The 21,180-nt window shown below is 73.3% G+C and carries 20 protein-coding genes; 10 read left to right on the top strand and 10 right to left on the bottom strand.

Translation table 11 applies throughout. The annotated features are described in order from the left end of the window. The first annotated feature begins 342 nt into the window (after positions 1–342). Together ABZU53_RS05030 and ABZU53_RS05025 are read left to right on the top strand one after the other, a co-directional pair. On the top strand, positions 343–531 hold the full coding sequence (locus ABZU53_RS05030) for a hypothetical protein (protein ID WP_355063942.1): 189 nt from the start codon (positions 343–345) through the stop codon (positions 529–531). Positions 532–608: 77 nt separating this feature from the next. Continuing rightward, entirely contained in the window at positions 609–1,859 is a 1,251-nt protein-coding gene (locus ABZU53_RS05025; protein ID WP_355063940.1) for a DUF222 domain-containing protein, read from the top strand. A 91-nt stretch (positions 1,860–1,950) separates the two neighbouring features. Here the strand turns inward: ABZU53_RS05025 and ABZU53_RS05020 are convergent, their stop codons facing one another. Then, positions 1,951–2,370 (bottom strand): barstar family protein, encoded by a 420-nt coding sequence (locus ABZU53_RS05020; protein WP_354858119.1) that lies wholly within the window; start codon positions 2,368–2,370, stop codon positions 1,951–1,953. A gap of 81 nt (positions 2,371–2,451) precedes the next feature. Between ABZU53_RS05020 and ABZU53_RS05015 the strand changes: the two genes are divergently transcribed. The 6 genes from ABZU53_RS05015 (at position 2,452) to ABZU53_RS04990 (ending at position 10,925) form a co-directional block, all read left to right on the top strand. Continuing rightward, a complete protein-coding gene (locus ABZU53_RS05015) occupies positions 2,452–2,931 on the top strand; it encodes a DUF2975 domain-containing protein (RefSeq protein ID WP_354858116.1) in 480 nt (159 codons plus the stop codon). Then, a complete protein-coding gene (locus tag ABZU53_RS05010; RefSeq protein WP_354858114.1) occupies positions 2,931–3,149 on the top strand; it encodes a helix-turn-helix transcriptional regulator in 219 nt (72 codons plus the stop codon). The genes ABZU53_RS05015 and ABZU53_RS05010 overlap by 1 nt, the downstream gene beginning before the upstream one ends. 142 nt (positions 3,150–3,291) lie before the next feature. Beyond that, positions 3,292–6,489: an ABC transporter permease gene (locus ABZU53_RS05005; RefSeq protein ID WP_355063938.1), complete on the top strand. Its 3,198-nt coding sequence runs from the start codon at positions 3,292–3,294 to the stop codon at positions 6,487–6,489. Beyond that, the gene (locus ABZU53_RS05000) at positions 6,486–9,191 is read left to right on the top strand and encodes an FtsX-like permease family protein (protein ID WP_355063936.1); all 2,706 of its coding nucleotides are present in this window, start codon (positions 6,486–6,488) and stop codon (positions 9,189–9,191) included. The genes ABZU53_RS05005 and ABZU53_RS05000 overlap by 4 nt, the downstream gene beginning before the upstream one ends. A 1-nt stretch (position 9,192) precedes the next feature. Then, positions 9,193–10,188 carry an ABC transporter ATP-binding protein gene (locus tag ABZU53_RS04995; protein WP_355063934.1) on the top strand — a complete coding sequence of 332 codons (996 nt, stop codon included), beginning with the start codon at positions 9,193–9,195 and terminating at the stop codon, positions 10,186–10,188. Between the two features lie 11 nt (positions 10,189–10,199). Then, the gene (locus ABZU53_RS04990; protein ID WP_355064049.1) at positions 10,200–10,925 is read left to right on the top strand and encodes an ABC transporter ATP-binding protein; all 726 of its coding nucleotides are present in this window, start codon (positions 10,200–10,202) and stop codon (positions 10,923–10,925) included. A 525-nt stretch (positions 10,926–11,450) separates the two neighbouring features. On the opposite strand, the gene ABZU53_RS04985 is transcribed toward ABZU53_RS04990, so the two are convergent. From ABZU53_RS04985 to ABZU53_RS04975, 3 genes are read right to left on the bottom strand one after another with little or no spacing between them, the layout of a single operon-like run. Then, complete coding sequence (locus ABZU53_RS04985; RefSeq protein ID WP_355063932.1) at positions 11,451–11,903, bottom strand: GNAT family N-acetyltransferase; 453 nt, start codon at positions 11,901–11,903, stop codon at positions 11,451–11,453. Positions 11,904–11,924: 21 nt separating this feature from the next. Then, positions 11,925–13,496, bottom strand: a complete 1,572-nt coding sequence (locus ABZU53_RS04980) for an alpha/beta hydrolase (RefSeq protein WP_354858103.1) — start codon at positions 13,494–13,496, stop codon at positions 11,925–11,927. A 58-nt stretch (positions 13,497–13,554) separates the two neighbouring features. Beyond that, positions 13,555–14,670: an ATP-dependent DNA ligase gene (locus ABZU53_RS04975; protein ID WP_355063931.1), complete on the bottom strand. Its 1,116-nt coding sequence runs from the start codon at positions 14,668–14,670 to the stop codon at positions 13,555–13,557. A gap of 135 nt (positions 14,671–14,805) precedes the next feature. Between ABZU53_RS04975 and ABZU53_RS04970 the strand changes: the two genes are divergently transcribed. Both ABZU53_RS04970 and ABZU53_RS04965 read left to right on the top strand, forming a co-directional pair. Further along, positions 14,806–15,018 (top strand): hypothetical protein, encoded by a 213-nt coding sequence (locus ABZU53_RS04970; RefSeq protein ID WP_039905709.1) that lies wholly within the window; start codon positions 14,806–14,808, stop codon positions 15,016–15,018. Between the two features lie 299 nt (positions 15,019–15,317). Continuing rightward, complete coding sequence (locus ABZU53_RS04965; RefSeq protein ID WP_355063929.1) at positions 15,318–15,821, top strand: DUF1990 domain-containing protein; 504 nt, start codon at positions 15,318–15,320, stop codon at positions 15,819–15,821. 11 nt (positions 15,822–15,832) lie between these two features. Here ABZU53_RS04965 and ABZU53_RS04960 read toward each other — a convergent pair whose 3' ends face one another. The 6 genes from ABZU53_RS04960 to ABZU53_RS04935 all read right to left on the bottom strand — a co-directional run bounded on the left by ABZU53_RS04960 (position 15,833) and on the right by ABZU53_RS04935 (position 21,170). After that, a complete protein-coding gene (locus tag ABZU53_RS04960) occupies positions 15,833–16,753 on the bottom strand; it encodes a DNA-3-methyladenine glycosylase 2 family protein (protein WP_355063927.1) in 921 nt (306 codons plus the stop codon). A 120-nt stretch (positions 16,754–16,873) separates the two neighbouring features. Next, positions 16,874–17,524 (bottom strand): hypothetical protein, encoded by a 651-nt coding sequence (locus ABZU53_RS04955; protein WP_354863145.1) that lies wholly within the window; start codon positions 17,522–17,524, stop codon positions 16,874–16,876. A gap of 207 nt (positions 17,525–17,731) precedes the next feature. Beyond that, positions 17,732–18,514, bottom strand: a complete 783-nt coding sequence (locus ABZU53_RS04950; protein WP_355063925.1) for a zf-HC2 domain-containing protein — start codon at positions 18,512–18,514, stop codon at positions 17,732–17,734. Then, a complete protein-coding gene (locus tag ABZU53_RS04945) occupies positions 18,511–19,200 on the bottom strand; it encodes a sigma-70 family RNA polymerase sigma factor (protein WP_355063923.1) in 690 nt (229 codons plus the stop codon). Before ABZU53_RS04945 ends, ABZU53_RS04950 begins: the two co-directional genes overlap by 4 nt. 136 nt (positions 19,201–19,336) lie before the next feature. Then, entirely contained in the window at positions 19,337–20,194 is an 858-nt protein-coding gene (locus ABZU53_RS04940; RefSeq protein WP_354863142.1) for a fused MFS/spermidine synthase, read from the bottom strand. Positions 20,195–20,210: 16 nt separating this feature from the next. Continuing rightward, positions 20,211–21,170 carry a hypothetical protein gene (locus ABZU53_RS04935; protein ID WP_354863141.1) on the bottom strand — a complete coding sequence of 320 codons (960 nt, stop codon included), beginning with the start codon at positions 21,168–21,170 and terminating at the stop codon, positions 20,211–20,213. Positions 21,171–21,180: the final 10 nt, after the last annotated feature.

Raw genomic sequence — 21,180 nt, 5'->3', positions numbered from 1 at the left:
GGCAGCGCGCTGGGTGGTTGCGGATGGTGTTGCAGCAGGACGAGCAGACCGGGCCGATCGGCCAGACGGCTTGAACGGTGCGCCGTCGTTGGCAGCCGGCGCAATGACGCAGTGGACGTGGAAGGCAGCCCTCGCAACGGAACCCGCTGTGAGGCGTCTTGCGGACGGGGCGGAATCGCCCGCACTGGCTGCAGGTGCCTTCAGCGCCGCGCGCCGGTCGATGAGGCGTAACGCGAACGGCATCGACCAGGGATGGGCGCGTCCGACGTAGACATGCCCTTTACGGTGACCGGGGCGTTGCCCCGAGTGAAGGAGCTAGGGCAACTCTCTAGCGTCCGCCGTGTGGAGCTGGTGGGCGCTGCGGAGATTCGAGCGATGCTCGGCGGCATCAGCAAGCAGCGGGTGCACGTCGTCACCAGCCACCGGAACTTCTCGGAGTCGGTGGCGGATCTGGTGCAGGGAAAGGTCTGGCGGAAGGCGGACGTGATGGCCTGGATCAGGGAGCATCTGCCGGAGTTGGCCGACGGCTGAGGACCTTGCTCTGCTCGGGTGGCATGTGGTCCTGCGAGGAACCCGAAGTTGTCGTACACCCGTTCTAAAATTCGTGTGTGATCGATGAGCTGGCGCGGGCGGAGAATGCGGTGGCGGCCTGCGCCGACGCTGCCGCCTGGGCCCTCTCCGAGCATGACCTGATCGCGACGATCGATGCCACTCACCGGCTGCAACAACGTTTGGCCGCGGTGCAGGTGGCGGCGGTGCGCGAGCTGGACGGCCGAGGCGTCGCGGTTGCGCAGGGCGCGTCCTCGACGGCGGTGTGGCTGCGCCACCGCCTGCGCCTCGACGTCGCCGCCGCCCGTCGGCTGGTCGGCCTCGCTGCGTCGCTCGACGTGGCACCGCCCGGCGTGCGGGCCGCCCTGGCGGATGGGGCGGTTAGCGTCGAGCAGGCCCGGGTCATCGCCGAGACGGCCGCCACGGTGACGGCCTCGGCGGGCGCCGAGGTCGCCGACAAGGCCGTCGGCGTGCTGGTGGAGTGGGCCGAGCAGTTCGATCCCATCCTGCTGCGCAAGATGGGCACTCGGATCCTCGACCACGTCGCCCCCGACCTCGCCGATGCCGCCGCCGAGGCGGCCTTGAAGGCCGAGGCCGCCCGAGCCGCCCGCGACCGGCACGTCACCATCTCCGAGCAGACCGGCGGTCGGCTGCGTGTCGCCGGCACGCTCGACGCGGAGGCCGCCGCGCTGCTGCGCGCCGCCATCGATCCGCTGAGCGCGCCCTCCGGCCCCGACGACACCCGCTGTGCCGGTCAGCGCCGCCACGATGCTCTCGCCGACGTGTGCCGGCTCGCCCTGCGTACCGGTGAGCTGCCCGAACATGGCGGCGATCCCGCCCAGCTCGTCGTCACCACCAGCTTCGACGGGCTGACCCGGCAATTGGGCGCCGGCGCGCTCGATGTCGGCTTGCGGCTCACCCCCGACACGGTGCGTCGGCTCGCCTGCGATGCCGCCATCCTGCCTGCCGTGCTGGGCGGTGCCGGCCAGGTTCTCGATGTGGGTCGACAGCGCCGTCTCATCTCTGGTCCGCTGCGTCGAGCCCTGGTCCTCCGGGACGGCGGCTGCGCGTTCCCGGGCTGCGACCGACCACCGCGCTGGTGCGCCGCCCACCACATCCGCCACTGGGCTGACGGTGGCCCGACCAGCCTCGACAACGCCGTCCTGCTCTGCGGCCACCACCACCGCCACGTCCATCAGAGCGACTGGGCTGTCCGCCTCGGCGGCGACGGGCACCCGGAGTTCGTGCCGCCGGCCTGGCTCGACCCGGAGCAACTGCCGCGCCGCAACCACTACCACCGGCGAACGTAGGCGATCGGCACCCGGGTTCCCTTCTCGCCAGCCAACCGCGGACTTGATCCCGACCAGATCGTTACGGTGCGGTTGGTTCGTCCGCCGCGGTTCAGAGCAGTTCGAGGATGATGCCGTTCTCGGATTCCTCGCCGCGTGGGCCGTGGTCGCGGATGATCTCGACGATCATGTCGAACAGCGTCTGCCCGTGGCCGCGTCGCGCGTTGCGCAGCCTGGCCTCGATGCCGGCGCGGTTCGACGGGTGGCAGGTGCGCAGGATCTGCTCCAGCCATCGGGCCGTCGCGTCATGACCGAGCGCCTCCCGCGACGCGTCGGAGCTGAGCCACCTGAGCACCCACGGCGTCTCGGGGGTGCCGAAGCCGCCGTGCAGGATGTCGTTGAAGGCGTCGAGGTTTCCGTTCCACGTGGCGTGCGGCAGCAGCCGCGAGAACTCGCGTACGAAGCCGGCGAAGTCGACGAACGAGGCGCCGTCGATCGTCAGCACAGGGAGGGCGTCGCTCTGGTTGGTCACGGTCCAAGTATGCGGGTCCACCCGGATGGCGCGGATCCCGTACCGATTGACTTTCGATAGGTAACGAGCGAAACTCGATGCATGGCTGTTGAACGTCGAGCGGTAGCCGCTCTCAGGGTCGTCCTTGTGGTGCTGTTCGTGGTCCTGATCGGATTTCAGACCTTCTCGCTGCCCGGGCAGTTCGCGCACATGGCCCAGGAGTCGCCGGAGCACGCCTACCTGCGGTGGCCGCTGACCGCCGTGACGGTGTTCTGGGTGCTGTGCGTCCAGGTGGTGATCGTGTGCACCTGGCAGTTGCTCAGCCTGGTCAAGAACGACCGGATCTTCACCGAGGCGTCCCTGAGGTGGGTCGACCTGATCGTGTGGGCCATCGGTGCGGGCTGGTTGGTGCTGGTGGGCGTCTTCCTCTACGTCGGATTCAACGCGGACGACCCGGGCGGCCCGATCCTGCTGTTCCTGTTGACGATGGGCGTGACGGTGCTCGGGCTCCTCATGGTCGTGATGCGTGCGCTGCTGCGGCAGGCCACCACGCTGCGGACCGACATGGAAGCGGTGATCTGATGCCCATCATCGTCCGCATCGACGTCGAGTTGGCCAAGCGCAAGATGAGCGTCGGCGAGTTCGCCGAGCGCGTCGGGCTCACCCCGGCGAACGTGGCGGTGCTGAAGAACGGCCGCGCCAAGGCCGTCCGCTTCAGCACCCTGGAAGCGATGTGCCGAGTGCTCGACTGCCAGCCCGGAGATCTGCTCGAGTGGGTCGAGGAGGAGGAAACCCCATGAGGTACGTCATCGCCGCTGTCTTGTGCGGAACGTGACCGCACCGGCCGTGCTCGTAATAACGATCATGTAACGGGCGCGAACCTTTCCCCGTGGGTGACCTGTTTGAAGGTCGTCGGCCCACCAGGGCCAGGGGAGGCGTCGGATGAAGCTGGTGTGGAGGCGGGCCCGCGAGGCGCGGGGTCTGCTGGTTGCCGCGGTGATCGCCGCCCTGGTGGCCGTAGCGTTGGTCACCGGCCTGTCCGACTACAACCGCCGGGCGGTGGACGCCGGGCAGCGGGCGCTGGTCGCCGCGTCGCCGGCCGAGGAGCGCGGCCTGTTGATCAGCGGCGCCGGCGGGCGTGACGCCGCCGAGTTAGCCACCCGCGACCAGGCGGCACGGGCCGAGTTCGCCGACGGGCTCGCCGGGGTCCCGGTCACCGTCGCCGGGGCCCGGTACGGCACCGGCCGGGAGTTGACCGGCGACCTCGGCTCGGTGCCGCGTACGGGCGACGAGCCGATCTTCGCGAACCTGGCCACCCTCGACGACCTGGCCGCGCACGCCGAGCTGACCAGCGGAGCGTGGCCGCGTCCCGGAGCGAAACCCCTCCAGGTGAGCCTGCCGGAACGGGTCGCCACGACACTCGGCTTGACCACCGGCGAGCGGATCCCGCTGCGGGACCGCTCCACCGAGAAGGCCAGCGAGGTGGTGCTCGCCGGCACCTGGCGGCCCCGCGACCCGACCGAGGTGTACTGGCTGCTGGCCCCCGGTGTGGGTGCGGGCAGCGCCGGGTCGGCCACCTCGTACGGGCCGTTCGCGCTGGACCCGGCCGACTTCGCGACCGCCTTCCCGGGCTCGGTGACGGCGTCCTGGCTGGCCGAACCGGACCTCGGCGGCGTCGACGCCGGTGACCTGCCCGCGGTGCGGGCTGCCGTGAACGCGGCCTCGACGGCGGTGCCGGAGGCCGCCCAACTCGGCAGCTCGGCGCAGTCCCTGACGAAGATGGACCAACTGCTCGACCGGATCGGCCGCGCCGACCTGGTGGGACGCTCCGCACTGGCCACCCCGCTGCTGCTCATCCTGGTGCTCGGCGGGTACGCGCTGGTGCTGGTCGCCGCCCTGCTGCACGAGGACCGTCGTCCACAGACCGCGCTGCTGCGCGCCCGGGGCGCCGCCCGGAGGCAACTGGCGGGCCTGGCCGCCCGGGAGGCGACCCTCGTGGTGGCGCCGGCCGCCCTGCTCGGGCCGGTGATCGCCGGGGAGGCGCTGCGGTTCGTCCGGCCCGGCGGGGCGGCGGAACTGTCCGCCGCCGGCGGCAACACCACCCTGGTCTGGGCGGCTGCCGCGGCGACCGCCGCCGGATGCCTGGTGGCCATGGTCGCGCCGACGCTGCGGGGGGCCGGCACGTACGTGGCCGACATGGCCGCCCGGTCCCGACCAAACCGGTCGGCGAGCATCCAGCGGGCCAGCGTCGACCTGGTGCTGGTCGCACTCGCCGTGCTCGCCTGGGTGCAACTGCGCCGGTACGCCTCACCGCTGGCCGGCTCGAACGGCCGTCTCGGGCTCGACCCGCTGCTGGTGGCCGCCCCGACCCTCGGCGTGCTGGCCGGGGCCGTGCTGGCGCTGCGGGTGCTCCCGCCGCTGACCCGGTTCGCCGAGCGGTTCGTCGACCGGCGGCCGTGGACGGCCACCATGTTCGGCATGTGGCAGGCCGGCCGGCGTCCGCACGCCGGGCCCGTGCTGCTGCTCGCCCTCGCCGTCGGCGGGAGCACCCTGGCCTGGTCACTGATCAGCACGGGGGAGCGGTCCCAGGTCGAGCAGGCCGGCCACACGGTCGGCGCCGACCTGCGGGTGACCGAGCGGGCCGGCTCCGCCCCGCCGGCTCGGGCCGGTCAGCTCGCCGCGCTGCCGGGCGTGCACCGGGCGGTGCCGGCGTGGCGCGACGAGGTACGCATCGGCCGTGCGGACCTGCCCGTCACCGTGATCGGGTTCGACCCGGCCAGCGCGACAGGCGTCGTCCGGCTCGCCGACCGGCTCAGCGACGAGCCGGTGTCGACGCAGTACCAACGGATGGTCGCCGCGCGCGGCGCCCCCGCCGGCGTCGAACTGCCCGTCGGCACCCGTGCGATCACCGGCACGGCTCGCACCCCCGTCGACCAGGCCGTCCGGCCACAGCAGATCGCGGTGGCGCTGCTGGTCACCAGCACCGACGGGCTGGCCTTCCGGCTGCCGGCGGTCAGCGCCACCAGCGACGGACGGGCCGCGCCGTTCACCGTGCGGTTGCCCGACGTGGGCCCGGCGCGGCTGCGCCTCGCCGGCTTCGAGGCCGACGGCGGGGCGGCGGCCGGGAACTCGTACCGGCTCCAGGTGGACGGGCTGACGCTCGTCGGGGCGGACGGCACGACGCGACCCGCCGAGTTGACCGGGGACTGGAGCACGACGACCGGCCGCCAGGCGGACAACCAGGCGCCCGCCGCGGCGCAGGCCACCGCGACGGGGATCGCCGCGAGCTTCCCGGTGGAGGTGATCCCCGGCGGACAGTTCGCCTACCAACCGCCCACCCGGTTCGCCATCGTGCCCGCCGGGCAGATCGCACCCGTCCCGGTGCTGATGACCGCCGGAGTACGTGACGCGTTGGGCCTGCACACCGGCGACACGTTCGACCTGACCCTCTCCGGCGCGTCCGTGCCGGCCCGACTGCTCGGCGAACTGGACTCCGTGCCGACCACCACCGGCGAGGGCGTGCTGCTCGACCTGCCCACGGCGGTCGACGCGCTGATCCGCTCCGGCGGAACCATCCGGCCGGTGCCGGAGTGGTGGATCGGCGCCGACGACCCGGCGGCTGCGGCCCGCGCCAGCGGTGAGCTGGCCGGCGTCACCGTCCTCGACCGGCGTGCCGTGATCGAGGCCGCCGCCGACGACCCGTACTGGCGCGGGTCGCGGACGGGGATGCTCGCCGCCGCGCTCGGGGCGGTGCTGCTCGCCCTGGTCGGTCTCATGGTCGACGTGTGGGCCACCGCCCGGCGCCGGCTCGGCGAGTTCGCGGTGCTGCACACCCTCGGCGCGACACCGCGGGTGCTGGCCCGGGCGTTGCTGGCCGAGCAGACCTTCCTGGCCGGCATCGGCGTCGGGGTCGGGCTGCTGCTCGGCGCCGCGGTCGGGGCCACCATGGCTCCGCTGGTCATCCTCACCCCGGCCGCCGGCCGGCCGGTGCCCCCGGCGGCCTTCGCGCTGCCCTGGGTGCCCATCGGCCTGACCGCGGTCGGCCTGCTGCTGGCGGCGCTCGCCTTCAGCGCGTTCATCGCCGCCGGCATCCGTCAGCGGGTGGCGGCGGTGCAGCTGCGAATCGGGGGAGAACGATGAGCGTCGGCGCGGCCGCCCGCCGGGTCCGGGCGTACGGCGGGCAGTTCCTGCTTCTGGCGGTGCTGACCCTGGTGGTCACGCTGCTGGTCAGTGGAGTGCCCCGACTCGTCAACCGGCTCGCGGAACAGGGGTTGCGGTCGCAGCTCGCCAGCGAGCCCGCCGCCCGCCGGGACCTTTCGTACACGTCGAACTCCGCCGTTCCCACGACGAAGACGGCAATGGCGGAAGCGCAGGAGCGATCCGACGCCCTGGCCGCGGCGATGCCGCCGCAGGTGCGCTCGGCGGTCACCGAGCGGTGGCACCGGGTGGACCTCCCCCCGACCCGCCTGGTCGGGCCGGATCTCGCGGCCCGCAACCTGCTTGTCGACCTGGGCCTGCGGGCCATGCCCGGGGTTCAGGACGCCGGCGCCCTCGTCGAGGGCGCCTGGCCGAGTGAGACCTACGTCCCGGACCGGCCGATCGAGGTGGCGCTGGACGTCGACGTGGCCCACAAGCTCAACCTGCGCGCCGGCAGCCGGCTGCGCATCGGCACCGTCGACCTCGCGGGCACCTTCGTCGACCCGAAACCTGTGGTGGTGTCCGGGTTGTTCCGGCCCATCGACCGCGCGGACGGGATGTGGGACGGACTGCCGCAGCTGCTGCGGGTCATCGAACCGGTCGGCGACGGACAGCCGTTCACCATCACGGGCGTGATCGCTCAATCCGCCATGAACAAGCGCGCCGCGGAGGGCTGGCCGATCCAGTCCGAGTGGCGGTACCGACTGGGCGTCGACCGGATCGACGCACGCGGTCTGGACCAGATGATCGGCGGCCTGCAGGAGATGCAGCGCAACGTTCCGGCGGGCTTCACGTTGACCATCGGCGTCGACGTTCCGCTGCGGGCGTTCGCCGCCCAGGTGAACGCCGCCCGTACCCTGCTCGCGGTCATCGGCGCCGGCGTGCTGGCCACCCTGGCCGGGCTGATCGTGCTCGCGGCCATCCTGGCCACCCGCCGGCGCCGCTCGGAGTTCGCGCTGATCCGTGCCCGTGGTGGCGCCGCCACCGCCGGCGCCCGGCGCAGTCTGGCCGAGTCACTGCTGGTGGTGCCGGTCGCCGCCCTGGTCGGCTGGTTGCTCGGCACCCTGTTCCCCGGCGCTCCGGATCCGACCGCCCGGTACGCCGCGGCGGCGACCGTGCTGGTCACCCTGGCGCTGCCGCTGGCGACGCTGGCGGTGCAGGGCGGCGGTGTCGCTCGCCGGGACCTGGTCCGAGTGCGCCCGTCGGCGCGCCGGCTCACCGTCGAGGTCTTCCTGCTGCTGCTGGCCGGGCTCGCCGCAGTGCTGCTGCGCCGACGCGGGCTCACCCTCGGCGAGGTGGACCCGCTGCTGGTGTCCGTGCCGGTGCTGCTCGCGGTCGCTGCGGCGGTGCTCGCGCTGCGCGCGTACCCCTGGCCGTTGCGGTTGGTCAGCCGGCTGGCCGCGCGGACGCGCGGCAGCGTGACATTCCTCGGCACCGCGCGGGCCGGGCGATCCGCCGTCGCCGCGCCGCTGGTCGTCGTGGTGCTGGCGATCGGCACCGCGGCGTTCTGCGCGGTCGTCGCCGCCGGCGTCGACGCCAGCCGCGATCGGGCCGTGGAGCGGATCGTTCCCGCCGACGCGGTGATCCGGGGGGAACGTTTCGCCCCGGACACGGTCGAGGCACTGGCCGGTCTGCCCGGCGTCCAGGCCGCCACCCCGGTGCTGATCGAGCCGGACCAGCGGCTGGCGACCGACGAGGTCGGCACCGACGCGCGGGTCGGGCAGACCACGGTGCTGCTGGTCGACGGTCCCGGACTGGCCAGGGTGGCCGGCGACGCAGAGGTGGACGTGACGGTGCCGGACGCGTTGCGCTCCGCCCGGGCCGAACCGGGGCCGCTGCCCGCGATCGTGTCCCCGGCCGTGGCCGCCGACCTGTCGCGGACGGGCCTGCAGGGCTCGGCGTTCGTGTCGGTGCAGGGGCAGCGGTACGAGTTCCGGGTGGCCGGCGCGCAGGACAGCTTCCCGGTGTTGGCGGCGAGCACCAGCCGGTTCGTCATCCTGCCCTGGCAGGCGCTGCCGCCGCGGAACACCACGCCGGTGCCGACCAGCCTGCTCGTCGCCGGGGACCGGCTCGACGTGGCGGCGCTGCGCCAGGCCGGTGACCAGGGCCAGTTGCGGTACCAGCAGCAGGGTGCGGTGACCGGCCGGCAACGGCCGCTCCGGGTCACCGTCGACACCCGGGCGGGCGTACGACGGGACCTCGGTGACGGTGGCGCGAACGGCGTGCTGGCCTTCGGGTTCGTGGCCGGCGCCGCCGGCGGCACCGTGCTCGGACTGCTGGCCATCGCGTTCACCGTGCTGGCCGGCGCGCGGGCCCGGGGGCAGGTGCTGTCCCGGCTGCGCACCCTCGGCCTGTCCCGCCGACAGTGGCGAGGGCTGCTGCTGGTCGAGCTGGCCCCGCTCGTCGGGGTGTCGGTGCTGACCGGCGCGCTGGTCGGCGCGGTGCTCCCGCTGGTGCTCAATCCGGTGCTCGGCCTGTCCGCGTTCACCGGCGGAATGCCGGTTCGGGTGGCGTTCGAACCCGGCCTGGTCGTCGCGGTGTTCGCACTCGGGGCGGTCGCCCTCGGCTTCGCGGTCGCCGTCGAGGCCCTGAACAACCGCCGGCTGCGCCTCGGTGAGGTGCTCCGGCTCGGAGAGGAGAGCTGAGATGACCGTTACCGCACAGACTCCACTGGTGCCCGACCTGGCCGCCCTGCAGCTAAGGGCCGCGCAACGCGCTGCCGAGCGGGCCGGCGGGCAGGACCGACTGCGCGGACACATCGTCTGCGACGGTCTGGTGCGCATCTTCAAGACCGAGGGGGTGGAGGTCGTCGCCCTGCAGGGTCTGGACCTGGTCATCGACCGGGGTGAGCTGGTGGCGATCGTCGGCGCGTCCGGCTCGGGCAAGTCGACCCTGCTCAACATCCTCTCCGGTCTGGACACGCCGACCGCCGGCATCGCCCGGGTTGCCGACTACGACCTGCTCTCGTTGTCGGCCAAGCGGCGGCTGAGCTACCGGCGGGAGCTGGTCGGTTTCGTCTGGCAGCAGACCGGCCGCAACCTGCTGCCGTACCTGACCGCGCTGGAAAATGTCGAGTTGCCGATGCAGTTGGCCGGCAAGCGGGGCGGCAAGGCCCGCCGGGACCGGGCCCGGGAGCTGCTCGACATGGTCGGCGTGGGCTACTGCGCGGACCGCCGGCCGGGTCAGCTCAGCGGCGGCGAGCAGCAGCGGTGCGCGGTGGCGGTGGCGGTGGCCAACGACCCGGAGGTGCTCTTCGCCGACGAGCCGACCGGTGAACTGGACGAGGCCACCGGCGCGGAGGTCTTCGCGGCGCTGCGCACCATCAACGCCGAACTGGGCGTGACCATCGTCGTCGTCACCCACGACCACGCCGTGGCCACCCAGGTCCGCCGGACCGTCGCGATCCGCGATGGCCGAACCGCCTCCGAGGTACGCCGGACCGCGCGCGTCGGCGCGGACGGCAACACCGAACTGGTCAGCGAGGAGTACGCGGTGCTGGACCGCAACGGCCGGATGCAGTTGCCGGCCGCGTTCGTCGACGCGCTGTCGCTGAAAGAGCGGGTCCGGCTCGATCTGGAGCCCGACCACGTGCAGGTACGGCCCGGTGACCGGGCCTCGGACGAGCGGGAGGCACGGGCGTGAGCCCTCAGGACATGGTGGTGGCCGGAGCGGCCGGGTTCAGCGGTGGCTCCGGAACGCCTGCGGACGAGGTGGTGCGGGTCAGCGGCGTGAGCCGGACCTTCGGCCGCGGTGAGCACGCCGTGCAGGCGGTACGGGACGTCTCGTTCAGCGCCAACCGTGGTGAGCTGGTCGCCATCCGGGGTCGCTCCGGCGCCGGCAAGACCACGTTGCTGAACATCATCGGCGGGCTGGACCGGCCGGACAGCGGCCAGGTGGTGGTGGTCGGGCACGAGGTGACCTCGGCCGGGGAGGCCGAGCTGCTGCGGCTGCGCCGAGGCACCGTCGGTTTCGTCTTCCAGACCTTCGGGTTGGTGCCGATCCTCTCCGCCGCCGAGAACGTGGGTGTGCCGTTGCGACTGGCACAGGTGCCGGCCGCCGAGCGGGAGCAGCGCGTGGCGGTGCTGCTGGAGCTGGTGGGCCTGGGCGGGCACGCGGCGCAGCGCCCGTACGAGTTGTCCGGCGGTCAGCAGCAGCGCGTGGCGGTCGCCCGCGCGCTCGCCAACGAGCCGGACCTGCTCATCGCCGACGAACCCACCGGACAGCTGGACTCGGAGACCGGCCGCTCCATCATGGACCTGCTGCGCGCGGTGGTGCACGCCCGTGGCATGACGGCCCTGGTCGCCACCCACGACCCGGCCCTGATCGACCTCGCCGACCGGGTGCTCGTCCTGCGCGACGGCCGCCTGGTCGACGGCTGACCGCTGCCCCCGGCCGTGGTCGGTGGCCCGTGGTCCGTGGCCCGTGATCGGTGGTCGGTGGTGCGCGGTCGGCGGTCGGCAGCCGGCGGACCACAGGCTGCGTGCCGCGGGCCGCGCGGGCTCGATCAGAGGGGACCGGCTGTGGTCTGTTCGCATCCTGTAGAGCTGCCCCAGATATGGGCCGCGCGGTAGGCGTGCGGCCTTGTGCTGGGTGTGCTGGGCGGGGCGTGTGGGCCTCGTGCAGGGCGACGGCGTCTGGACTTGTGCTGAGCATGCTGGGCGGGGGTGTGCGGGACTTGTGCTGGGCGTGCTGGGGTGGGCATGCGGGCCGTGTGTTGGGTGGTACTCGTGCGGGCGTGGCCTTCCCGCCGCCACCGCCGTTGTTCGCTGCCCCAGATCTGGGGCAGCTCTACAGGGCCGGAGGGGCAACCTGGGGACCCTGAGGCGCTACAGCGCCGGCGCCACCAACGGTGCTGGCGACGTTGGCGGGCTGGCGACGTTGGCGGGCCGACGCCGTCGGCGGCGTCAGAGCGGGAGCTTCATGCCCTCGTGGCTGGCCACGAAGCCGAGCCCCAGGTAGAAGCGGTGCGCGTCCGCGCGGGACTTGTCCGTGGTGAGCTGCACCAGGGCGCAGCCTCGGTGCCGGGCCTGGTCGATGGCCCAGGTCATCAACTCCCGGCCGAGCCCCTGGCCGCGCCGGTCCGAGCGGACCCGGACCGCCTCGATCAACGACCGCTCGGCGCCGTGCCGGCCGAGCCCCGGGATGTAGGTGATCTGGAGGCAGCCGACCAGATCGCCGCCCTGCTCGGCGACGATCAGCAGGTTGCGCGGGTCGGCGCTGATGTCGGCGAACGCACGCTCGTACGCCTCATCGACCTCGGTGAAGTCGCGGGTCTTGCCCAGGACGTCATCGGCGAGCAGGGAGATGACGGCGGGCAGGTCGGCCCGTACCGCCTCTCGGAAGATCATGTCGGTCATGCCGGTCAGCCTGGCACAGCGTCACTTGGCCGGGCAGCGCAGGCCCTCCCGGGGCACGGTCAGGTCGAGCAGGTACGCGTCGACGGCCCTGGTGATGCAGGAGGTCTGCGGGTACGCGGTGTGCCCCTCGCCCTCCCAGGTGAGCACCCGGCCGACGCCCAACATCGAGGCGAGGCGGCCGGTCTGCTCGTACGGCGTGGCGGGGTCGCCGGTCGTGCCGACCACCACGATCGGCGGCGCGCCGTTGGCCCGCCCGGTCGGGTACGGGTCCCGACCACCCGGCCACTCGACGCAGCTCAACATGCCGACCGCGAGCGCCGGACCGAACAGCGGGTACTTCGTCCGCCACTGCGACTGCAACTGACGGATCTGCTCCCGGCTCGGCTTCTCGGTCTCGTCGGCGCAGTTGATGGCGAGGTTGGCGTCGAACAGGTTGGAGTAGTGCCCGTCGCCTTCCCGGCCGGCGTACGAGTCGGCGAGGCGGAACACGTCCTTCGGGTCGCCCTCGGCCAGCCGGTCGATGGCCCGGGCCAACTCCTGCCAGCCGGCCTCGGTGTAGAGCGAGGAGATGACCGCGTAGAAGACCCAGCCCGCCGTGGCCTCCCGCCCGTCGTCGCCGCGGACCGGGGAGACCTTGGCCTTGTCGATGGCAGAGGTCACGGCGGCGCGGGCGTCCGGGGCGATCGGGCAGCGCGCGGCGTTGGCGGCGCACCAGCGGGTGAAGTTGTCGAAGGCCCGTTCGAACCCGCGGGCCTGGCTCTCCGAGCCGGCGATCAGGCGCTGCTGCGGGTCGACGGCGCCGTCGAGCACCAGCGCGCGCACCCGCTGCGGGTAGAGCTGGGCGTAGATGGCGCCGAGCAGCGTGCCGTAGGAGTAACCCAGGTAGGTGAGCTTGTCGTCGCCGACCGCGGCGCGGACCGCGTCCATGTCCCGAGCGGCCTGCTCGCTGCCGTACAGCGGCAACTGGTCGCCGTAGCGGTCCCCGCAGCCGCGCCCGATGCGCTGGCTCAACCCGGCGAAGCCGTCGAACGCCGCCTGGCTCGCCGGATCCGGGTCGTAGCCGAAGCTGGCGTCCAGGTCGGCGTCGGAGATGCACTTCACCGGACTCGACCGGGAGACACCGCGCGGGTCGAAGCCGACGATGTCGAAGCGTTCGGTGACCGAGGCGGGCAGCCCACCGAACTGGGGGCCGAAAGAGAGGTAGACGGCGGTGTCCACACCGGAGCCGCCCGGGCCGCCGGGGTTGACCACCAGTGAGCCGATCCGGTCCCGCTGTTTGGTGGACCGGGCCCGCAGCAGGGCGATCTCGAAGGTCTGGCCGACGCCCGGCCCGGCGGTCGCCCCGCCGCCGGTGCCCCAGTCCCGGGGAACCGTGATCCGGGCACATTCGTAGCGCATGTCCGGAGCGCCCCGCCCGACCAGGTCTTCGGCAGCCTCCGGGCAGGCCCGCCAGGTCGCCGACGAGCCGGCCGGCGCCGCCGCACCCTCCACGTCGGTGCGCGGCGCGAACGCCGGCAGCGTGCAGCCGGCGGTGAGCAGCGCCGCCACGGCGAAGGCGACGAGGCTGCGACGGACCCGGCGACTGGTCGCCATCCGAGGCTGGTCGGCGGTGCAGCTCACGTGATCCTCCGGGGTCGGGTCGACGGCCAGGCTACGCCGGACCGGTGGCGGCCCGATCGAGGGTGACCGCCGGATCGCCGCGCAGCACCTGGTCCACGTCGAAGCGGATCGGGCGGTCGAGCTGGTCGTAGCGGCAGGAGCGGGGGTCGCGGTCCGGCCGCCAGCGGACGAACTGGGCGGTGTGCCGGAACCTCTCGCCCTCCATCGCGTCGTAACCCACCTCGACCACCAGCTCCGGGCGCAGCGGCTCCCACTCCAGGTTCTTGGTGCCGGTCCACCTGCTCACCCCACCCGGGATGCGCTGGCCACGCTCGTGATCGCCGTGCACCCACGGGTGCTCGCCGCCGGTGTCCCGGTAGGGGGCCAGCTCGTCGAGCAACTCGGCGCGGCGGGCCATGCTGAACGACGCGCTCACCCCGACGTGGTGCAGGACGCCCGCGTCGTCGTAGAGGCCGAGCAGCAGCGAACCCACCACCGGGCCGGACTTGTGCCAGCGGAAGCCGGCCACCACCGCGTCGGCCGTACGGGCGTGCTTGACCTTGAACATCAACCGCTTGCCCGGCTCGTACGGCAGGTCGGCCGGCTTGACGATCAGCCCGTCCAGCCCGGCGCCCTCGAAGACGTCGAACCAGCGGCGTGCGGTCTCCGGATCGGTCGTGACCTGGGTGACGTGCACCGGCGGACGCACCCCGGCCAGCGCCTGGACCAGACGCTCCCGGCGGCGCGGGTACGGCTGGTCGAGCAGCGCCTCGTCACCGATCGCCAACAGGTCGAAGGCGACGAAGTCGGCGGGAGTGGTCTCGGCGAGCAGCTTCACCCGCGACGCCGCCGGGTGGATGCGCTGGGCCAGCAGCTCGAAATCCAGCCGGGGCTGGCCGGACGGCCCGTCCCGCCGGATCACGATCAGCTCGCCGTCGACGGCGCACCGCTCGGGCAGCTGACGGCGGGCCTGCTCGACCACCTCGGGGAAGTAGCGGGTCATCGACTTGCCGCCCCGGCTGGCCAGCTCAACCTCGTCGCCGTCACGGAACACGATGCACCGGAACCCGTCCCACTTGGGCTCGTAGGTGACCCCGGGGGTGGTGGGCAGCCTCGGGACGCTCTTGGCCAGCATCGGCTCGACGGGCGGGTTGATCGGCAGGTCCACGGCGACCAGTCAATCAGACGGGGCCGACAGTCGTGAGGCAGATCACCATGGGTGCGGCGGTGGCGTGTCCGCCCGCGCGCCGCTCGTCCTGCCTGGGCGAATCAGATAACCGCAGGTCAGAGCTAGTTTCGCGGAGTGTCCGAGTGGGTCTGTGACTGCTGCGGGCGGTGGCGGGTGAGCGTGGAGCTGATCCGGGGCCGCTACCGCTACCGGCTGACCCGCCGTTACCCGCAGCGGTTCGGCGGTGGCCGCAACGTGCTCGGCGAGGTCGGCTCGGTGGCGGAGCTGGAGGAGCTGCTGCGTCGGCGTACCCCATTGAGCCTGGCGGACCTGCGCGAAGCCGCCTGATCCCGCGCGGCCGGCGGACCCACGGCCCAATCGACGATCGGACCGGCCGGCGGATGCCGCCGTCACGATCCGCCGGGCAGCGTCGTCGGCAGGGCGTGGCGGCGCCGGCCGGCGCCGCCGGGAAGGGGACGCGATGCGGTTCGAAGCGGACACGGAGGTCGGCGCGGACGCCGAGCGGGTCTGGGCGTTGCTTGTCGACGTGGCGCGGTGGCCAGAGTGGACGGCCTCGGTGAGTCGGGCCGAGCGGGGTGAGTCGGGGCCCCTCGCGGTCGGCGCCACCGCCCGCCTGACCCAGCCGAGTGGCCGAGCTGACGTACCCGGAGGTGGGACGGACCCGGCATGGCGCGCTGCCCGGCGGATACCACCACCTGCGCCACCGGACCCCGTTGCCGACCGGCTGTTTCGAGACCGCGGCCGAGGCGGTGCTGAGCTGGCGGCTGCACCGCGCCGCCGGGGTCCGGATGCGCACCGACGCGGCACGGGCCACCGAGGGTGCGCTGGTCACGGCCGGCCTCGGGGTCGGGTCGGTCCGCGTGTGGGGGCCCTGCCGGGTGGTCTGGAGCGACGAGTCGCCCACGCTCGCCGGCTTCGGCTACGGCACCCTCCCCGGTCACCCGGAGCGGGGCGAGGAGGCGTTCGTGGTCGGCCAGGACGACAGTGGCGCGGTCTGGTTCGAGGTACGTGCGTTCAGCCTCCCGGACCGCTGGTTCACCCGCGCGGCCGGCCCGGCCGTCCGGGCGGTGCAGCACGCGTACGCCTGGTGGCTCGGTCGCACTCTGCGCCGGCTCTGCGCCGGCCGCTGACCCGACCGGCCTCAGAAGCGGGCGAACGAGCGGATCGGGGCGCGCGGGCCGTACTTCGGCGCCTGGATGCCGGCGGCCTCCAGCAGCAGACACACCCGACCCCGATGCCCCCGGAACGGCTCCAGCAGGGCCAGCATCCGAGCGTCGTCACCCCTCGGTTCGCCGGCGAGCGCCCAGGCCACCGTGTTCGGGATGTGGTAGTCGCCGACGCTGACCGCGTCCGGGTCACCGTAGGCGATCCGGACCACCTCGGCGGCGGTCCACGGGCCGATGCCCGCGATGGCGGTCAGCCGCCGGGTGGCCTCGGTGGCGTCCACGCAGCGCTCCAGCCGATCGGCGAGCGCGGCGGCGCGGCGCAGCGTGTCGGCCCGGCGCTGCTCCACGCCGAACGGGTGGAACACCCAGTACGGGGTGGCGGCCACCGCGGCGGCCTCGGGCGGCAGCAGCAGGGGTTGCAGCGGGCCGGGCGCCGGCTCCCGGAAGTGCCGCACGGTCGCCGCGTACGCCCGGTACGCCTCCTTGCCGGTGACCTTCTGCTCGAAGACCGCGCGCAGCAGCCGGGGGAAGACCTGCCCGGTGGTGGGCATCCGCAGCCCCCGGTGCTCCCGGGCCAGCCGGGCGACGAGCGGGTGCGCCGCCGCCAACTCGGCGAAGCCGGTCAGGTCGTCGTGCAGCCCGGCGATCTTGTCGGCGCGGGCCACCACGTGCTCGGCGCCCGGTCCGTAGCCCTCGGCGAGCAGCTCACCGCCCGCCGGCCGCAGCGCGAGGGTGGCCGGCCCGTCCGGGGTGCGGGTAGCCCACCAGAACGTGCCGGCGGCGATGCGCGCGCACGGGTCGTACGGGCTGAAGGTCAGGCCGCGGACCGACGCGGCCAGCCGGTAGCCGACGGGCGGGTGCAGCACCCTCGTCGCGGCAGGCTCGGTCTCGGTCACCCCGCTACTCTGCCAGGTCGCGGTACGGCGCCGGTCGTCGACCAGCCGCCCGCGGGCACGGCGGTGGCCGGTCGCGCCCTCCCCGGCTGCGACCGGCCACCGTGCCCTGGCGTATCGGGATCAGTACGAGTAACCCGAACCGCCGGCGTCGCTCGACCCGCTGTCCGCCGGCGGCGCGACGGCCTTCGGCGTCGAGGTGGGCAGGCAGGTCAGGTTCTTCTTGCCGTTCTGGTCGACCACGAACCAGGTGCCGCCGACGGCCTGGCCCTTCCACTGGCCGGGCTTCTTGTCGCCGATGTAGCGGTACACCGGCCAGCCGCCGATGGTGAGCTGTCGGGTGCCGTCCTGTCGGGTGACGCTGCCGACCTTGTCGTCGGAGAGGCCGGTGAGCTGCGGGTTGCCGTCGGTCAACGCCGGCGGCCACACCTGCGCGCACTTGTCGACGCAGTTCGACGCGGGCGGGTCGGCGGTGTCCTTGTCGAACCGGTACAGGACCCAGCCGTCCTGGTCGGTCACGACGTTGCCCATCCGGGCGATCTTCTTGCCGATCAACTGCTCGGTCAGGTCGACGTCCGCGGGCGGCGGCGCGTCGGCGACCGGCGCCTCCGCGGATGCCGACGCCTCGGGTTCAGCCGACGCGGTGGGCTCGGCCGCGGCGACGGCGACCGGCTCGGCCGCGCTCGAGTTCGCCCCGTCGTAACCCGCGGGAGCGCAGGCCGTTAGTGCGACCATCGCGCTCGCGACGATGACGGTCCGCTTCATCTGTGCCACGTGCCCTCCTCATTCTTGGCAGTTCACCCATAGGTACGGCGGGCAGGCTGTCAAGGTTGAAGAAGTAACAGTGGTCAATTTCACGCGAATGTATTGAACCAAATCGAGCTTCCATCCGTATGGCCCTCCACACGGGACCTTCGGTCACACAACGGATCGACGCCGGCCATTGAGACAATGACCGGCGTCGAGGATGGTACGCGACCCTTACATGGGCACCGTGACCAGCGGACTGGCCACCCCGTTGCGGTCGACCGACTGCACCTGGAGCTGCTTGATGTCACTCGCCAACGCGGACGTCGAGGCGCTCAGCTCAAGACCCTGCGGGCGATTGTTCGTGCCGTAACCGCCATCGGGCACCGACCACGTCGAAATCACCTCGGTGGTGCCGTTCGTGCGCACCACCATCAACCGGCAGATGCGTGGGCCGGGCAGTTTCCGCAGGCTGAAGTTGATGCGGGTGCCGTACTCCCGCTCGACCAGGAACATCGTCGTCTGCACGCCCGTCGTCGGGTCCGTGGCGTCGACCTGGTCGCCCTCCTCCTCGGTGCCGCCGACGCCCGGGCCGCTCGGCGGCGCGGTCGGCGCGCTCGTCGGCGGGTCGTTGGCGGCGGCGCTCGTCGTCGGCTCCGCGAGAAGCCCCGGCGCCTCGTCCCCGGCCACACTCACGAAGCCGTAACCCGTCAACCCGCCGAAGACCACCACCGCCGCGGCGGTCGCGAGCAGCTGACGAAACCGGGTACGCCGTCGGTCGGCCCGGACCGCTACCAACGTCCGGTCCAGCAGCGCCGGATCGGTGGCGGTCTGCTCCAGCGCCATCATCGTCTCGCCGTCGATGCCGGAGAGCAGCCCCACCACCGGCACCATCGTCTCCAGCTCGGCCGCGCACGCCCAGCACGCGGCGAGATGCTCCTCGAACCGCTCAGTGTCCTGCTCGTCGAGCACGCCGAGCGCGTACGCGGCGACGTCCATATGGTCTGGCCGGCTCATTCTGTCACCCCCCGCTCCTGCAGAGCCGTGCGCAGCGCGCGCAGCGCGTAGTAGACCCGCGACTTGGCGGTGCCCAGCGGAAGCCCCAACTCCTCGGCAGCCTCCGGCACCGTCCGCCCCCGGAAGTACGTCGCGATCAGGATCTCCCGATGCGACTGACTCAGCGTACGCAGCGCGTCCGCCACCGTCATCGTGCGCAGCACCCGGTCGGTGCTGTCCGCCTCGGCGAACGCGGTCAGGTCCCGGTCGTACGTCTCCGGCGGCCGGGCCTCCTGGCTGCGGTGCTCGTCGATGGCGATCCGACGGGCCACCGTGACCAGCCACGGCCGCAGCGAACCCTGCCCCTGCGCACCGAGGCGGTGCGCGTTACGCCAGGCCCGCAGCAGCGTCTCCTGCACGATGTCCTCCGCGCGCTGCCGGTCCCCCCCGGTGAGCCGCATGACGAACATCAGCAACGGGCCGGCGTGCTCGGCGTAGAGCAGCCGGATCAACTGGTCGGAGTGGCTGGCCTCGGTTGTCGTCGCCTGGTGGCGCCCGGGCGCCGGTTGGGGCGTCACCGGACCATTTTGGCGAGACATGGCTCGGGCGTCGACCCCCCGGGCAGACGAGGTCGGCCGCGACGACCGCGCGGACAACCAGTCCGCGCGAACCGCGTCGCCATGCCAACCGGCCGCCACCGCATGCATGCAGACCTCCGGGATGTCCGTGACCAACGCCGCCCCCACAAGGCGGGCCGCCCGGTGGTACGCAGCGCCGCCCCGAGCGGATCAACAAACCGCGAAAAAAGTTCGACGGAGAGGTCGGCGGGCTCGGATCGACCAGTCAGCGGCGGACGGAGAACAACCCCGGCGGCGGCGGATCCGAGCCGGTGGCGTCCGCGTCGCGCACCACCGCCGCGCCACCGACGAAGCGGTCCAACTCGTCGCCGGCCACCACCCGGCCGGGGAACCAGTCCCCGGCCGCCCGCCGGGTCAACGCGGGGACCGGGGGAGTCGTCCGCCCGGCGACCAGCACCAGATTGCCGTACCGGCGACCGCGCAGCACCGCCGCGTCACCGACCAGGCACGCCTGGGGCAGCACCGAGCGCACCGTAGCGACCTGGCCACGGGCGTACCGTAGCGGCGGGCCGTCGGCCAGGTTCGCCAGCAACCAGCCCGCCGGGCGGAGCACCCGCGCCACCTCGGCGGCGTACTCCACCGACGTGAGGTGCGCCGGCGTGCGGGCACCGGCGAAGACGTCGGCGACCACCACGTCGTAACTGGCGTCCCGCGTCGAGGCCAGCACCGCCCGCGCGTCCTGCACACGAACCCGCAGCCGGGCGTCCGCCGGCCAGGGCAACGCGCGGCGCACCAGCTCCACCAGAGCGCCGTCCACCTCGGACACCCGCTGGGTGGACCCGGGCCGGGTGGCCGACACGTAGCGGGGCAGGGTCAGCGCGCCACCGCCGAGGTGCAGCACCCGCAGCGGCTCGCCGGGCGGCGCGACCAGGTCCAGTGCGGCGGCCAGCCGCCGGACGTACTCGAACTCCAGATGCGTGGGATCGGTCAGGTCGACGTGCGACTGCGGCGCCCCGTCCAACAGCAGCGTCCACGAACCGGCCCGGTCCGGCGACGGCACCAGTTCGGCCCGCCCGGTGTCCACCTGCTCGACCACCCGGTCATCCGCTCGTTTGCGTCCCACCGCGACCCGCTCCCGCTCAGCGGCCTACGCGCGCCGCGGTGGTCAACGCGCGGTGCAGCAGACGGGAATCGCCGAGCAACGCCCGCAGGCGGCGCTCCAGACCGGCGATCGGGATGAGGTTCTGCGGCGCCCGCGGATCCTTGTACGGAGTCGACGCGAACCGGGGCAGCGTGACCAGCGACAGGTCGGCCAGGTCGATCGCCGCCTCGACGGGCAGGTCGGCGGAGCACTCCACCCGGACGATCCCGGCCCACGGCGCACCCACGGCCACCGGCAGCCGCAGATACCACGACCACCCGCCCCAGGCCGTGCCGAGCCGGAACACCGGTGACCGCTGACCGGACGCCAGACCGGTCACCACAGCCGTCAGCCGGGCGTCCAGGTACTGGCTGTGCTGGGTCTTGATGTAGCCGAGCGTGCGCGGCAACTGGCGGCGACTGCGCAACGGGCCGTCCACCACCAACAGGTCGCCGTCGACCCGGGCGGCGTCGGACACCGCCACCTCCAGCGCGGTCAACGGACCCTGCACGGCCGCCGGCAGCTTCGCCAGCTCGCCGGTGCCGCCCACCCGGTGCACCGGGTAGCGGATGGCGCCCGCCACCACGTCCTGCGCCGACGGGCTCGCCGTGAACAGGCCCCGGCCCACCCGCGTGCCAGCCAACTGGGCCGCGCCCCGACCGAGGTCGCAGCGGACCACCCCGGCCGCGTACGACGCCGCCAGCCCCGGGAAGGACCCGCCGTCCGCCTCGGCCGTCCAGATGCTCGCGTCGATCCGGCGGACCCCGTCGACAAGCAACACCACGTCGGGGGCCCGCACGTCCGCGCGTACCCCGATCGCCCGCCAGTCGACGGCCGGCAGCTCCACGTCGGCGTCGACCTGCGCGCTGCTCGGCGTCGCCGGCCCGGACGCGGACGCCTCGAACGACGCACCGTACGCCGGATCCCACGAGTCGACGAAGAACGCGGCGTCGCTCACCCGGCCGACC

The organism is Micromonospora sp. NPDC005194, assembly GCF_040608335.1.
Lineage (GTDB): Bacteria > Actinomycetota > Actinomycetes > Mycobacteriales > Micromonosporaceae > Micromonospora.
The sequence above is the reverse complement of the archived record's forward strand: the minus strand, read 5'-3'. Positions and strand labels throughout refer to the sequence as shown.

Excerpts from the sequence above, each read along its gene's own strand:
- ABZU53_RS05000 (WP_355063936.1), top strand. The coding sequence starts at position 6,486 with ATGAGCGTCGGCGCGGCCGCCCGCCGGGTCCGGGCGTACGGCGGGCAG.
- ABZU53_RS04980 (WP_354858103.1), bottom strand. The coding sequence starts at position 13,496 with ATGGCGACCAGTCGCCGGGTCCGTCGCAGCCTCGTCGCCTTCGCCGTG.
- ABZU53_RS05010 (WP_354858114.1), top strand. The coding sequence starts at position 2,931 with ATGCCCATCATCGTCCGCATCGACGTCGAGTTGGCCAAGCGCAAGATG.
- ABZU53_RS04985 (WP_355063932.1), bottom strand. The coding sequence starts at position 11,903 with ATGACCGACATGATCTTCCGAGAGGCGGTACGGGCCGACCTGCCCGCC.
- ABZU53_RS04945 (WP_355063923.1), bottom strand. The coding sequence starts at position 19,200 with ATGCATGCGGTGGCGGCCGGTTGGCATGGCGACGCGGTTCGCGCGGAC.
- ABZU53_RS05005 (WP_355063938.1), top strand. The coding sequence starts at position 3,292 with ATGAAGCTGGTGTGGAGGCGGGCCCGCGAGGCGCGGGGTCTGCTGGTT.
- ABZU53_RS04950 (WP_355063925.1), bottom strand. The coding sequence starts at position 18,514 with ATGAGCCGGCCAGACCATATGGACGTCGCCGCGTACGCGCTCGGCGTG.
- ABZU53_RS04990 (WP_355064049.1), top strand. The coding sequence starts at position 10,200 with ATGGTGGTGGCCGGAGCGGCCGGGTTCAGCGGTGGCTCCGGAACGCCT.
- ABZU53_RS05015 (WP_354858116.1), top strand. The coding sequence starts at position 2,452 with ATGGCTGTTGAACGTCGAGCGGTAGCCGCTCTCAGGGTCGTCCTTGTG.
- ABZU53_RS04995 (WP_355063934.1), top strand. The coding sequence starts at position 9,193 with ATGACCGTTACCGCACAGACTCCACTGGTGCCCGACCTGGCCGCCCTG.